General features: G+C 74.9%; 10 protein-coding genes. 6 read left to right on the plus strand and 4 right to left on the minus strand.

Annotation, left to right across the window (positions count from 1 at the left end; all coding sequences use genetic code 11):
* The first annotated feature begins 144 nt into the window (after window positions 1-144).
* Genes argC through ACIO92_RS30550 form a run of 4 tightly spaced genes read left to right on the plus strand, consistent with a single transcriptional unit; the run spans window position 145 to window position 4476 of the window.
* Window positions 145-1185 (plus strand): N-acetyl-gamma-glutamyl-phosphate reductase, encoded by a 1041-nt coding sequence (gene argC, locus ACIO92_RS30535; protein ID WP_402280762.1) that lies wholly within the window; start codon window positions 145-147, stop codon window positions 1183-1185.
* Window positions 1182-2333, plus strand: coding sequence for a bifunctional glutamate N-acetyltransferase/amino-acid acetyltransferase ArgJ (gene argJ / locus ACIO92_RS30540; RefSeq protein ID WP_402060260.1), 1152 nt, complete (start codon window positions 1182-1184; stop codon window positions 2331-2333). The genes argC and argJ overlap by 4 nt, the downstream gene beginning before the upstream one ends.
* A gap of 17 nt (window positions 2334-2350) precedes the next feature.
* Entirely contained in the window at window positions 2351-3301 is a 951-nt protein-coding gene (gene argB, locus ACIO92_RS30545) for an acetylglutamate kinase (protein WP_402280760.1), read from the plus strand.
* A gap of 41 nt (window positions 3302-3342) precedes the next feature.
* Complete coding sequence (locus tag ACIO92_RS30550; RefSeq protein ID WP_366444626.1) at window positions 3343-4476, plus strand: acetylornithine transaminase; 1134 nt, start codon at window positions 3343-3345, stop codon at window positions 4474-4476.
* On the opposite strand, the gene ACIO92_RS30555 is transcribed toward ACIO92_RS30550, so the two are convergent.
* From ACIO92_RS30555 to ACIO92_RS30570, 4 genes are read right to left on the minus strand one after another with little or no spacing between them, the layout of a single operon-like run.
* Entirely contained in the window at window positions 4425-5198 is a 774-nt protein-coding gene (locus tag ACIO92_RS30555; protein ID WP_366444572.1) for a 4'-phosphopantetheinyl transferase superfamily protein, read from the minus strand. The genes ACIO92_RS30550 and ACIO92_RS30555 overlap by 52 nt on opposite strands.
* A gap of 4 nt (window positions 5199-5202) precedes the next feature.
* Window positions 5203-6165: an ABC transporter ATP-binding protein gene (locus ACIO92_RS30560; protein WP_366444573.1), complete on the minus strand. Its 963-nt coding sequence runs from the start codon at window positions 6163-6165 to the stop codon at window positions 5203-5205.
* On the minus strand, window positions 6162-7277 hold the full coding sequence (locus ACIO92_RS30565; protein ID WP_366444574.1) for an iron chelate uptake ABC transporter family permease subunit: 1116 nt from the start codon (window positions 7275-7277) through the stop codon (window positions 6162-6164). The genes ACIO92_RS30560 and ACIO92_RS30565 overlap by 4 nt, the downstream gene beginning before the upstream one ends.
* Complete coding sequence (locus ACIO92_RS30570) at window positions 7274-8344, minus strand: FecCD family ABC transporter permease (RefSeq protein ID WP_401242089.1); 1071 nt, start codon at window positions 8342-8344, stop codon at window positions 7274-7276. Before ACIO92_RS30570 ends, ACIO92_RS30565 begins: the two co-directional genes overlap by 4 nt.
* Window positions 8345-8612: 268 nt before the next feature.
* Here ACIO92_RS30570 and ACIO92_RS30575 point away from each other — a divergent pair, with 268 nt between their 5' ends.
* Together ACIO92_RS30575 and ACIO92_RS30580 are read left to right on the plus strand one after the other, a co-directional pair.
* Entirely contained in the window at window positions 8613-10313 is a 1701-nt protein-coding gene (locus tag ACIO92_RS30575; RefSeq protein ID WP_402280757.1) for an ABC transporter ATP-binding protein, read from the plus strand.
* Window positions 10314-10570: 257 nt separating this feature from the next.
* The gene (locus ACIO92_RS30580) at window positions 10571-12367 is read left to right on the plus strand and encodes an ABC transporter ATP-binding protein (protein ID WP_402280787.1); all 1797 of its coding nucleotides are present in this window, start codon (window positions 10571-10573) and stop codon (window positions 12365-12367) included.
* Window positions 12368-12419: the final 52 nt, after the last annotated feature.

A 12419-nucleotide genomic window follows, 5' to 3' on the forward strand; every position in this document is an offset into this window, starting at 1 on the left:
GTTCGTCCCCCGCGGCGAACGGTCTCGGGCCGACCCCTCGTCATGGTCACTTAGGTTAGGCTAAGTTAAGTTCTCGTGCGCCGGTCCGGGACATCCTCGCCCGGCGTTCGTCACGTCCCCACGTACCAGGAGAGACGGAAGAACATGACCTTACGGGTCGCGGTGGCCGGAGCCAGTGGATACGCCGGCGGGGAGATCATCCGCCTGCTCGCCTCCCACCCCGAAGTCGACATCGGCACGCTCACCGGGCACAGCAGCGCCGGGCTCCCCCTCGGCCGGGTCCAGCCCCAGTTGTCCGCACTCTCCGACCGGACACTCGTGGAGACCTCCGCAGACACCCTCCACGGCCACGACGTCGTCCTCCTCGCCCTGCCGCACGGCCAGTCGGCCGCGCTCGCCGGGCAGTTGGGGGACGACACGCTCGTCGTGGACTGCGGGGCGGACTTCCGGCTCCGCGACCCGGCGGCCTGGACCCGCTTCTACGGCACCGCGCACGCCGGGACCTGGCCGTACGGCCTGCCCGAATTCCCCGGCGCCCGCGACGAGTTGAAGGGAGCGACGCGCATCGCCGTACCGGGGTGCTACCCCACCGCCGTCACCCTGGCGCTCCTGCCCGCCCACACCGCCCGTCTCGTCGAACCGGAGGTCGTCGTGGTGGCGGCCAGCGGGACCTCGGGGGCCGGGCGGGCGGCCAAGCCGCAGCTGCTCGGCGCCGAGGTGATGGGGTCCATGACCCCGTACGGCGTCGGCGGCGGCCACCGGCACACCCCCGAACTCGTCCAGAACCTGTCCCTGGCGGCGGGCGAGCACGTCACGGTGTCCTTCACCCCGACGCTCGCCCCCATGCCCCGGGGCATCCTCGCCACCTGTTCCGCCCGCCTCAGGCCGCACGTGGCCCTGGACGGCGGACTCGACGAGGTGCGCGAGGCGTTCGAGGCCGCCTATGCGGACGAACCGTTCGTCCGGCTGCTGCCCCGGGGACAGTGGCCGTCCACGGCTGCGGTGCTCGGGTCCAACACCGTGCACGTGCAGGTCGCCGTCGATCCGGCCGCCCGCCGCCTCATCTGTGTGAGCGCGCTCGACAACCTGACGAAGGGCACCGCCGGTGGAGCGGTGCAGAGCATGAACATCGCCCTCGGCCTGCCCGAAGGGCTCGGCCTGCCCGTGAATGGAGTGGCTCCGTGACCGTGACCGCCGCCCGAGGATTCCTCGCCAGCGGAACCGCCGCAGGCATCAAGGCCTCCGGCGCGCCCGACCTCGCCCTGGTGGTCAACCAGGGCCCGGGGACGGCCGCCGCCGGGGTCTTCACCTCCAACCGGGTGCAGGCGGCGCCCGTCCGCTGGTCCCGCCTGGCCCTCGCCGACGGAAGACTCACCGCCGTCGTCCTCAACTCCGGTGGCGCCAACGCCTGTACGGGCCCCGCCGGGGCCGAGGACGCGCGGACCATGGCCGAGCGCACGGCGGCCGCCGTCGGCGCGGACCCGGGGGACGTGGCCGTCTGCTCGACCGGGCTCATCGGCGTCCCCCTCCCCATGGACCGGGTCACGCCCGGGATCGACCTCGCGGCGCAGCGCCTCCACGCCGACGGGGGCCCGGACGCCGCACGGGCGATCATGACGACCGACTCGGTGCCCAAGACCGCCGTGGCCACCGGGGACGGCTGGACCGTCGGCGGCATGGCGAAGGGCGCGGGGATGCTCGCCCCCGGTCTGGCCACCATGCTCGTCGTCCTCACCACCGACGCCGACGTCGACGCGGCGCTGCTCGACGCGGCCCTCCGCGCGGGCGTCCGCACCACCTTCGACCGGGTCGACTCCGACGGCTGCATGTCCACCAACGACACCGTCCTCCTGCTCGCCTCCGGCGCGTCCGGAACGACCCCGGCGGAAGGGGAGTTCACCGACGCGGTGCACGCCGTCTGCCGGGACCTGGCACGCCAGTTGATCGCCGACGCCGAAGGGGCGTCGAAGGAGATCGAGGTGACCGTCGTCGGCGCCGCGTCCGAGGAGGACGCCGTCACCGTGGGCCGGTCGATCGCCCGCAACAACCTCCTCAAGTGCGCCCTGCACGGCGAGGACCCCAACTGGGGCCGGGTGCTCTCCGCCATCGGCACCACCGACGCCGTCTTCGACCCCGACCGCATCGACGTGTCCGTCAACGACGTCCGGGTCTGCCGGAACGGCGCCGCCGGAGAACCGCGCGAGAAGGTCGATCTGACGGGCCGGCACATCGGCATCACGGTCGATCTGCGCGCGGGCGACGCGTCGGCGCAGATCTGGACCAACGACCTGACGGCCGCGTACGTGCACGAGAACAGCGCCTACAGCTCATGAACGGGAGGACGGCAACGATGGCAAGCACGACGGGCACCCCGGAGAGCCTGACGGCGGCCGGGTCACGACCCCCCGGCGCACGGAGCTCCACGACGCTCCCCGCCGGGGACGTGCCCTGGTCCGAGGAGCTGAAGGGCCGCACGGTCGTCGTCAAGTGCGGCGGCGCGACCCTGGTCGACCCGGCCCTGACGCGCTCGTTCGCCCAGGACGTCGTCGAGCTGTGGCACGCCGGACTCCACCCGGTCGTGGTGCACGGCGGCGGCCCGCAGATCAGCGCGATGCTCGACCGGCTCGACCTGGAGGTCCGCTTCGAGGCGGGTATGCGGGTGACCACCCCCGAGGCCATGGACGTGGTCCGCATGGTGCTGACCGGACAGGTCCAGCGCGACCTGGTCGGCGCCATCAACGCCCACGGCCCCTTCGCCGTCGGCATGTCGGGCGAGGACGCGCACACCCTGACCGCCGTCCGGCGCCCGGCCCTGGTGGACGGCAGGCCCGTGGACATCGGGCTCGTCGGCGACATCGTGGCCGTGGCCCCCGACACCGTGCGCGACCTGCTGTCCGGCGGGCGGATACCCGTGGTCTCCCCGGTGGCGCGCGGCGCCGACGGGCACGTCTACAACGTGAACGCGGACCTGGCGGCCTCCGCCCTCGCCGTCGCCCTCGGCGCCGACCGGCTCGTGATGCTGACGGACGTCCCCGGGCTCTGCGCGGACTGGCCGCACAGCACCGAGGTGGTCCCCCGGCTCACCGCCCGGGAGCTCGACGCGCTGCTCCCGCGCCTCGCCGGGGGGATGCTGCCCAAGATGGAGGGCTGCCTGCGGGCCGTCCGCTCCGGGGTGGGCCGGGTCCACGTCCTCGACGGACGGACCCCGCACGCCGTCCTGCGGGGCGTCCTCACCGAGGAGAACGAGGGCACCACCGTGCTGCCGGACACCGCGCCCGACGCCGAGGAGGCCCCCGCGTGAGCACCGCCACGACCCCGCTGACCGCTCGCTGGCGGTCCGTCATGACCGACACCTACGGCACGCCCCCGCTGGCCCTCGCGCACGGGGAGGGCTGCACGGTCCACGACGAGTCCGGGCGGCCGTACACCGACTTCACCGGTGGCATCGCCGTCAACACCCTCGGCCACGCCCACCCCGCCGTCGTCGCGGCCGTCTCCGCCCAGATCGGGCGGCTCGGCCATGTCTCCAACCTGTTCGCGGCGGAACCGCCGGTCGCCCTGGCGGAACGGCTGCTGCGGCTGTTCGGGCGGCCGGGCCGGGTGTTCTTCTGCAACTCCGGCGCGGAGGCGGCCGAAGCCGCCTTCAAGACGGCCCGCCTCACCGGGCGCACCCACGTCGTGGCGATGGAGGGCGGTTTCCACGGGCGCACCATGGGCGCCCTGGCGCTGACCGGGCAGCCCGCGAAGCGCGAGCCGTTCCTGCCGCTGCCCGGGGAGGTGACCCACGTGCCCTTCGGGGACGTGGCCGCGCTGCGCGCCGCCGTGACGCGGGAGACGGCGGCGGTCTTCGTGGAGCCCGTGCAGGGCGAGGCGGGCGTGGTGCCCGCGCCCGCGGGGTATCTGCGGGCCGCCCGCGAACTGACCCGGGCCACCGGCAGCCTCCTCGTCCTGGACGAGGTGCAGACCGGGATCGGCCGGACGGGCCACTGGTTCGCGCACCAGGCCGAACCGGGGGTGGACCCGGACGTGGTCACCCTCGCCAAGGGCCTCGGCGGCGGGCTGCCGATCGGCGCGGCCGTGGCGTTCGGCGAGGCCGCCGAACTGCTCGGGCCGGGGCAGCACGGCTCGACCTTCGGCGGCAATCCGGTGGCCTGCGCGGCGGGCCTCGCCGTCCTGGACACCATCGCATCGGAGGGGCTGCTCGCCCACACCGTCCGGGTGGGCGAGCTGCTGCGGCGCGGTGTGGAGAAGTGCGGGCACCCGCTGGTCGCCGAGGTGCGGGGCGCGGGGCTGCTGCTCGGTGTCGTCCTCACCGAGCCGGTCGCCGAGCGGGTCCGGGAGGTGGCGCAGGAGGCCGGGTTCCTGGTGAACGCGGTCGGCCCCGCGACCGTACGACTGGCCCCGCCACTGACAGTGACGGAACGTCAGGTCGACGCGCTGGTCGAGGCGTTGCCGGGAATCCTCGACGGCGTCTGAGGGTGGGCGGCCGGCGGTCCGGGGGTCCGGACCGCGCAGGCCGCCGCGTACCCCGGGAGGACGGGGACGTCGGTGAGGGTCCAGCCGGGGACGGCGCCCGGTGCGGGGCCCGTGCCCACGTAGGTGCGGGCCGGGTCCTCGCCGAGGCCGATGCCGACGCCCTTGAGGTACGACTCCTTGCGGGTCCAGCAGCGGGCGACCGCGCCCGGCCGGTCCCCCGGGGGCAGGGCGGCGAGTTCGGCGCGCTCGGCCGGGTGCAGCACGGCCGTGATGTCCTCGGTGGCGTCGGTGTCGGGTTCGGTCTCGACGTCCACGCCGACCGGGACGTCCGCGAAGCCGAGGAGGACGGCGCCGCCGGAGTGCGAGAGCGAGAAGTGGAGCGGGCCGTCCGCCACGGCGGGACGTCCGTGCGGGCCGCCGCAGCCGGGGCACGGTTCACGGACCAGCCGGACGGCGGCCGGGTCGCTGTCCAGGTACGCGCCGAGCAGTTCGCGCAGGACGACATGGCCGACCCGGTAGCGGTCGCGGTCGACGGGCCGCACGAAGCCGTGGCAGCGGGCCCGTTCGGCCGGATCGAGGAGGTCCTCCCGCAGACGGGCCCGCTCGGTGTGCTCGGCCACCCGCAGGGTCCACAGGCGTGGCCCGCCGCCGTACCGCCAGGGCGCGGGGAGCGGGCCGGTGGCGGCCCCCGGGACCCGGGGCCCGGACGTCGGGGCGGTCACGGGATCAGGGGGCGTTCGTGGCCGGGACCGGGGCCCGGTCGGCGGGGGCGTACCAGCGGGGGGCCGCGGGCACCATCAGGGGTGTCCCGGTCTCGGGGTCGGGGATGATCCGGCAGGGCAGTCCGAAGACGTCCTCGACGAGTTCCGCCGTCATGACCGTCCGCGGGTCGCCCTCGGCCGCGATGGTGCCGCCCGGCCGCATCACGATGAGGTGGGTGGCGTACCGGCAGGCCTGGTTGAGGTCGTGGAGGACGGCGACGACCGTGTGCCCCTCGCGGGAGTTCAGTCCCGCGCACAGGTCGAGGACCTCGACCTGGTGGGCGATGTCGAGGTACGTGGTGGGTTCGTCGAGGAGCAGGATCGGGGTCTGCTGGGCGAGGACCATGGCCAGCCAGACGCGCTGGCGCTGTCCGCCGGAGAGGTCGTCGACGGGCCGGTCGGCGAGTTCGAGGACGCCGGTACGGCGCATGGCGGCGACGACGGCCTCCTCGTCCTCGGCCGACCACTGCCTCAGGATGCCCTGGTGGGGGAAGCGGCCCCGGGCCACGAGGTCGCCGACGGTGATGCCGCCGGGGGCGTTCGAGGTCTGCGGGAGGAGTCCGAGCCTGCGCGCGACCTCGCGGGAGCGGTACGAGGAGATGGCCGCGCCGTCCAGATGGACCTGGCCGGTGCGGGGCTTCAGCATCCGGGCGAGCGCGGTGAGCAGGGTGGACTTGCCGCAGGCGTTGGGGCCGATGATGACGGTGAAGGAGCGGTCGGGGATCTCGACGTCGAGGCCGGACACCACCGTCCGCCGGTCGTAGGAGAGGGTGAGGCCCTCGCCGCGCAGCCGGGCCGCCGGGCGGGCGGGCTCCGCCTGAGCGGCGGGCGCGGCGGGCGCGTCCGGAGCCGGGGTGGTGTCCGGGGTGCCGGGCGCCACCGGGGCGTCGGGGGCGGGGCGGTGGACGGGAGGGTTCGTGGTCGTCATGCGCGGCTCTTTCGTGACTCGGAGACCAGCAGCCAGATGAGGTAGAGCCCGCCGATGGTGCCGGTCGCGGTTCCCACCGGGAGGAGTGCGGGGGCGAAGAGCCGCTGGGCCAGCACATCGCTGACGGTCAGCAGCAGCGCCCCCATGAGGGCGGTCGGCAGCAGCGCGGGCCCCGGGGAGCGGGTCGCCTTCCTGGCGAGCTGGGGTGCGGCGAGGGCGATGAACCAGATGGGGCCGGTGACCGCGGTGGCGAAGGCGGCCAGGGCGACGCTGACGACGAGCAGGGCGGTGCGGGTGCGGGCCACCCCGACGCCGAGGGCGTTCGCGGTGACGTCGCCCATCTCCACCATGGCCAGGCGGCGGGAGAGGCCGAAGGCCAGGGGCAGCAGGACGAGGACGGCGATCCCGATGGCGTTCGCGTGCTGCCAGCCCCGGTTGCCGAGGCTGCCGATCAGCCAGGTCTGCGCTTCGAGGGCTTCCTGCCAGGTCGCCCGGGTGATCAGGTACGAGTTGACGGAGAGGAGCAGGGCGCTGACGCCGATGCCGGTGACGACGAGACGGAAGCCGTGCAGTCCCCGGCCGACCATGAGCAGATGGACCGCGAGCGCGGTGAGGAGTCCGCCGATCAGCGCGCCGACCGCGATCTCCGTCATGCTGCCGTGCCACAGGATGATGACGAGGAGCGCGCCGACGGCCGAGCCGTTGGTGAAGCCGACGACGTCGGGGCTGCCGAGGGAGTTGCCGGTGAGGCTCTGGAGGAGGGCGCCGCTCACGGCGAGCGCGGCGCCCACGCAGAGGGCGGTGACCAGGCGGGGCAGCCGCAGGGTGGTCACGATGAAGTCGGCGGCGCCCGAGCCGTTGCCCAGGAGCGCCCGGACGACCTCTCCTACGGTGAGCTCGAAGTCGCCGGTGGTGAGGGTGATTCCGGCGACGACCACGAGGGCGGCGAAGAGTACGGCGGTGACGGCCAGGGTGCGGCGCCGCAGCCGGACCGAGTGGCCGCGCCGGGTGCGCAGGACGATGCCGGTGACGACGCGCGGCGGGGGCTCGGGGGCGTCGCGCGGCCCGGCGTCGCGCTCCGCGGCGGTGGGTGACTTCCGTACGGGGCTCACAGCATGACCAGCTTCCGGCGGCGGCAGAGCGCGAGGAACAGCGGGGCGCCGAGGAACGCGGTGACGATCCCGACCTGGATCTCGCCGGGGGCGCCGATCACCCGGCCGAGGACGTCCGAGCCGACGAGCAGGACCGGGGCGATGAGCGTCGAGTAGGCGAGGACCCAGCGCTGGTCGGGTCCGACCAGGAAGCGGGCGACGTGCGGGACGGCGAGTCCGACGAAGCCGATGGGGCCCGCGGCTGCGGTGGCGGCGCCGCAGAGCAGGACGACCGCGGCGGCGCCGAGCGCCCGGGTGCGGCCGACGTCGACGCCCAGGGCGCGGCCCGTGCGGTCCCCGAGCGCCAGGGCGTTGAGGGAGGGCGTGAGGGCGAGGGCGACGACCAGGCCGACGGCGACGAAGGGCAGGACGATCTGCAGGACGTCGTAGTAGCGCCCGGCGAGGGAGCCCACGGTCCAGAAGCGGAACTCGTCGAAGGCCCTCGGGTCCAGCAGCAGGACGGCGGAGTTGAAGGCGTAGAGGACGGCGGTGACGGCCGCTCCGGCGACGACCAGCCGGTCGGGCGTGGCGACCTTCCGGCCGGAGGCGCCGAGGAGGTACACGACGACGGAGGCGACGGCCGCTCCGGCGAAGGCGAACCACAGCTGGCCGAGCAGGGAGCCGATGCCGAGGAAGGAGATGGCGGCGACGACTCCGGCGGACGAGCCGAGGCCGATGCCGAGGAGTCCGGGGTCGGCGAGCGGATTGCGGGTGAGGGCCTGCATCAGGGCGCCGGACAGACCGAGGGCGGCGCCGATGACGGCGCCGAGGAGGGTCCGGGGGACGCGGTAGTCGTGGATGATCACCGAGGTCTCGGAACCGTCGGGATTCCACAGGGCGTTCCAGGTGGCGGTGAAGGGGATGCCCCTGGTGCCGACCCAGACGCTGAGGAGTCCGACCAGGACGAGGAGCAGCAGGATCAGGAGCAGCCCGGCTCCCCGCCCGGCGGCGCCCGCTCGGGTCGCTCGGGGTAAGGCGGCGGGGCCGACGGGCGGGCCGTCGGGGTGCTTCCCCCGCTGTACCGGCACCGCCCGGGATTCGACGGACAAGGACAACTCCCCCTGGCGGCAGTTCAGATGTGCGGTGGCACCCGTCGGCGCGCTCCGGGCGGAGACGTCGACGGGAACCAGACTTAGGTGAGGCTAACCGAACTGTCACGGAGGGTCAACGCATCGACGGGGGCCACCCTCCGTCGATGCCGGGACCGTCCCCCTTCGACGCCGGGACCATCCTCACCCGACCCAGACTCAGAGTAGGCTTACCTAACTTGTCATTCCGCCTCCGTGAAGGAGTCCCATGCCAACCGGCGGACCTGCGGGGGGACTTGTCCTCCGCCAGACGATCAGGGAACAGCGCCGCCGGGTGATCGCGGCCTCCCTGCTCGGCATGACCCACCAGGGCTGCGAGGCCCTCGTCCCCGTGGTCATCGGCGCCATCATCGACAGCGCCGTGGCGACCGGCTCCTCCTCGGCGCTGCTGCGCCTCCTGATGGTCCTCGCCGTTCTCTTCCTGGTCCTGTCGACCTGCTACCGGACCAGCGCCCGCATCACCGAGGGCACCGGCGAGATCGCCGCGCACCGGCTCAGGCTGCGGCTGGGCGCGCGCGTGCTCGACCCCCGGGGCGGAGCCGACGCCGACCGGCTCCCCGGCGCCCTCACCAGCATCGCCACCAACGACGCGCGGCGCGTGGGCTCGGTGGTCACGGTGATCCCGTACGGCGTCGCCGCGCTCGCCGCGCTCGTCATCAGCGCCGTCGCCCTGCTCCGGATCTCCGTACCGCTCGGCCTGCTCGTCCTCCTCGGCATCCCGCCGCTGCTCTGGCTCGGCCACCGCATCAGCCGCCCGCTCGAACGGCGCAGCGAGACCGAGCAGGAACGGGCCGCGCACGCCTCGGGCGTCGCCGCCGACCTCGTCTCGGGACTGCGCGTCCTCAAGGGCATGGGCGCCGAGTCGGCGGCCGTCGCCCGCTACCGCACCACCAGCAGGGACTCCCTCTCCGCCGCGCTGCGGGCCGCCCGCAGCCGGGCCGGACACGAGGGGGCCGTCCTCGCGCTGACCGGTGTCTTCATCGCCCTCATCGCGATCGTCGGCGCCTACCTCGCCGTCGACGGCAGCATCAGCGTCGGCGACCTGGTGGCCGCCGTGGGCCTCGCCCAGTTCCTCCTCGGCCCGTTCCAGCTGCTGACCTACGTCAACGCCGAACTCGCCCAGGGCCGCGCCTCCGCCCGGCGGATCGCCGAGGTCCTCGACTCCCCCGCCGCCGTCGCCGAGGGCCACGACGTGCCCGCCGACGACACCCCCGGACATCTGGCCCTGCGCGGGGTGTCGTTCGGCACCCTGCGGGGCGTGGACCTCGACCTGCCGCCCGGCAGCCTCACCGGGGTCGTCACCCGCGACCCGGCCCTCGCCGACGACCTCCTCGTCTGTCTGGCCCGCGAGGCCGACCCGGAGGCGGGGTCCGTCGTGCTCGACGGCACGCCCCTGACCTCCCTCGACCCCGACGGACTGCGGCGGGCCGTGCTCGTCGCCCGCCACGACGCCGACCTCTTCGAGAGCACCCTCCTCGACAACGTCCGCGCCGGGGCCCACCAGGACGACCCTGCCGCCGTCGAACGCGCCCTCGGCGCCTCCGCCGCCGACGAGGTCGCCCGCCTCCTGCCCGAGGGCACCGGCACCCTGCTCGCCGAACGCGGCCGGTCCCTCTCCGGCGGGCAGCGCCAGCGCGTGGCACTCGCCCGCGCGCTCGCCGCCGACCGGCCCGTGCTGGTGCTCCACGACCCGACGACGGCCGTGGACACCGTCACCGAGTCCAGGATCGCCGCCCGGCTCCGGGAGGTCCGCGGGGACCGCACCACGCTCCTCGTCACCACCAGCCCCGCGCTGCTCGCCGTGACGGACCGGGTGGTGGTCCTGGAGGACGGTGTCGTACGGGCCTGTGGCCCCCACACCGAACTCCTCACCACCGACGCCTCCTACCGGGCGGCGGTGCTGGCATGACGGCCGTCGGGGAACACCGCCCGGACGGCACGGCCGGACCGGACACCGAGGACCGCCGGGCCGGAGCCGGACCGGGGACCGGTCCCGGCACCGCTGCCGGACCCGCGGGCCTCGCCCCCACCGGGACCGGCGGGACGCCGGACACCGGCCCGGCCGACGGCTCCCGCCCGGACGGCCACGACCGGACCGGCCGCCGGACCGACGACCGCCCCGGCCCCGGCACACCGCCGGAGCCCACCGAGAAGACGGAAGCGACCATGAGCGGAACCGGACCGGACCGCGCCCTCCTGCCGACCGCCGGCGCCGCCGAGTCCCGCGCCGCCCTGCGCGAACTGCTGCGCGGCCACCGGCTCCTGACCGCCACGGCGTTCGGCGTCCTGGTCGCCGGGACCGCCGTCGGCCTGCTCACCGCCCCCCTCCTCGGCCACGTCGTGGACCTGGTGGTGGACCGGAAGGGGGCCGCCGCCCTCACCCTCCCGCTCGTCCTCCTGGTGGTCGTCGCACTCGCCCGGGGCGGGGCCGCCGCCGTCGGCGGCGCCCTCGTCGCACGGCTCGGCGAGACCGTCCTGGCCGCCCTGCGCGAACAGTTCGTCGAGCGGGCGCTGCGGCTGCCCCTGGACCGTGTGGAGGCGGCCGGCTCCGGCGACCTGGTCTCCCGCGTCACCAGCGACGTGTCCGTGATCGGGAAGTCGGTGCGCCAGGCACTGCCCGAGTTCAGCCGCTCGGCCCTGACCATCGTGCTCACCTTCGGCGGACTGGCCCTGCTCGACTGGCGCTTCCTGATCGCCGCGCTCCTCGCCGCGCCGATCCAGGTGGTCTCCGTGCGCTGGTACCTGCGCCGCTCGGCTCCCGTGTACGCCGAACACCGGATCGCCACCGGCGCGTTGCAGCACCAGCTGCTCGACAGCGTCGGCGGGGTCAGGACCGTCCGCGCCTTCCGGCTGGGCCGGACCCACGCGGACCTCCTGGAGCGCCGTTCCGAGGCGGCCCGCGATCTGGGCCTGCGGGGCGTGCACATCGTCACCGGGTTCTTCTCGCGGCTCAACCTGGCCGAGTTCATCGGTCTCTCCGCGATGCTCGGCACCGGATTCCTCCTGGTCGACCGGGACGCGGTCAGCATCGGTACGGCCACCGCCGCCGCGCTGTACTTCCACAGCCTCTTCAACCCGATCAACGCGACCCTCTTCCTCCTGGACGACGCCCAGTCGGCGGGGGCCAGCTTCGCGCGTCTGGTCGGCGTGTCGGACCTTCCGGCGGAGCGCGACCCGAGCGACAGCCCCGCCGCGGCGGACGGCTCGGTCACGGTGTCCGGGCTCAGCCACGCCTACGGTGCCGGGCAGCCCGTGCTCCACGAGGTGGACCTGCGGGTGCGCACCGGGGAACGCGTGGCGCTCGTCGGCGCCAGTGGCGCGGGGAAGACGACCCTGGCGAAGCTCGTCGCGGGCGTGCACGCCCCCCTCAAGGGCTCGATCGCGCTCGGCGGGGTCGACGTCCGTGAACTCGGACCCGCCGGGGTCCGCCGGACGGTGGCGCTCATCAGCCAGGAGGTGCACGTCTTCGCCGGGACCCTCGCCGACGACCTGCGTCTGGCCCGGCCCGACGCCGACGAGGAGCAGGTGCGGGCGGCGCTCGACCGGGTCGGCGCCCTGGAGTGGGCGAAGGCCCTCCCCGAGGGGCTGGACACGGTCGTCGGCGAGGGCGGGCACCGGCTGACGGTCACCCAGGCCCAGCACCTGGCCCTGGCCCGGCTCGTCCTGGCCGATCCGCCGATCGCGATCCTCGACGAGGCCACCGCCGACGCGGGCAGCGCCGGTGCGCGCGTCCTGGAGGAGGCGGCGGCCCGCGCGCTCGAAGGGCGCACCGGGCTGCTCGTCGCCCACCGGCTGCCGCAGGCCGCCGCCGCCGACCGGGTGGTCGTCCTGGACGCGGGGCGGATCGTGGAGACCGGCACCCACGAGGAACTGGTGGCGGCCGGCGGCCGGTACGCGAGCCTCTGGGAAGCCTGGTCCGCGAGCCGCCGGGAGCCCGGGGAGAAGACACCGAGCGCGGTGTGACGGTCCGGGCCCGCTGAGGGCCCGGCCAGGTCGCGGACCTCGCGAAGGGGGG

The organism is Streptomyces sp. NPDC087215, assembly GCF_044744885.1.
In the GTDB taxonomy this organism is placed as follows: domain Bacteria; phylum Actinomycetota; class Actinomycetes; order Streptomycetales; family Streptomycetaceae; genus Streptomyces.

Bases quoted from the DNA above. Each gene is read 5' to 3' on its own strand.
- ACIO92_RS30560 (WP_366444573.1), bottom strand. From the start codon at position 6,165: ATGACGACCACGAACCCTCCCGTCCACCGCCCCGCCCCCGACGCCCCG.
- argC (WP_402280762.1), top strand. From the start codon at position 145: ATGACCTTACGGGTCGCGGTGGCCGGAGCCAGTGGATACGCCGGCGGG.
- argB (WP_402280760.1), top strand. From the start codon at position 2,351: ATGGCAAGCACGACGGGCACCCCGGAGAGCCTGACGGCGGCCGGGTCA.
- ACIO92_RS30550 (WP_366444626.1), top strand. From the start codon at position 3,343: ATGACCGACACCTACGGCACGCCCCCGCTGGCCCTCGCGCACGGGGAG.
- ACIO92_RS30575 (WP_402280757.1), top strand. From the start codon at position 8,613: ATGCCAACCGGCGGACCTGCGGGGGGACTTGTCCTCCGCCAGACGATC.
- ACIO92_RS30580 (WP_402280787.1), top strand. From the start codon at position 10,571: ATGAGCGGAACCGGACCGGACCGCGCCCTCCTGCCGACCGCCGGCGCC.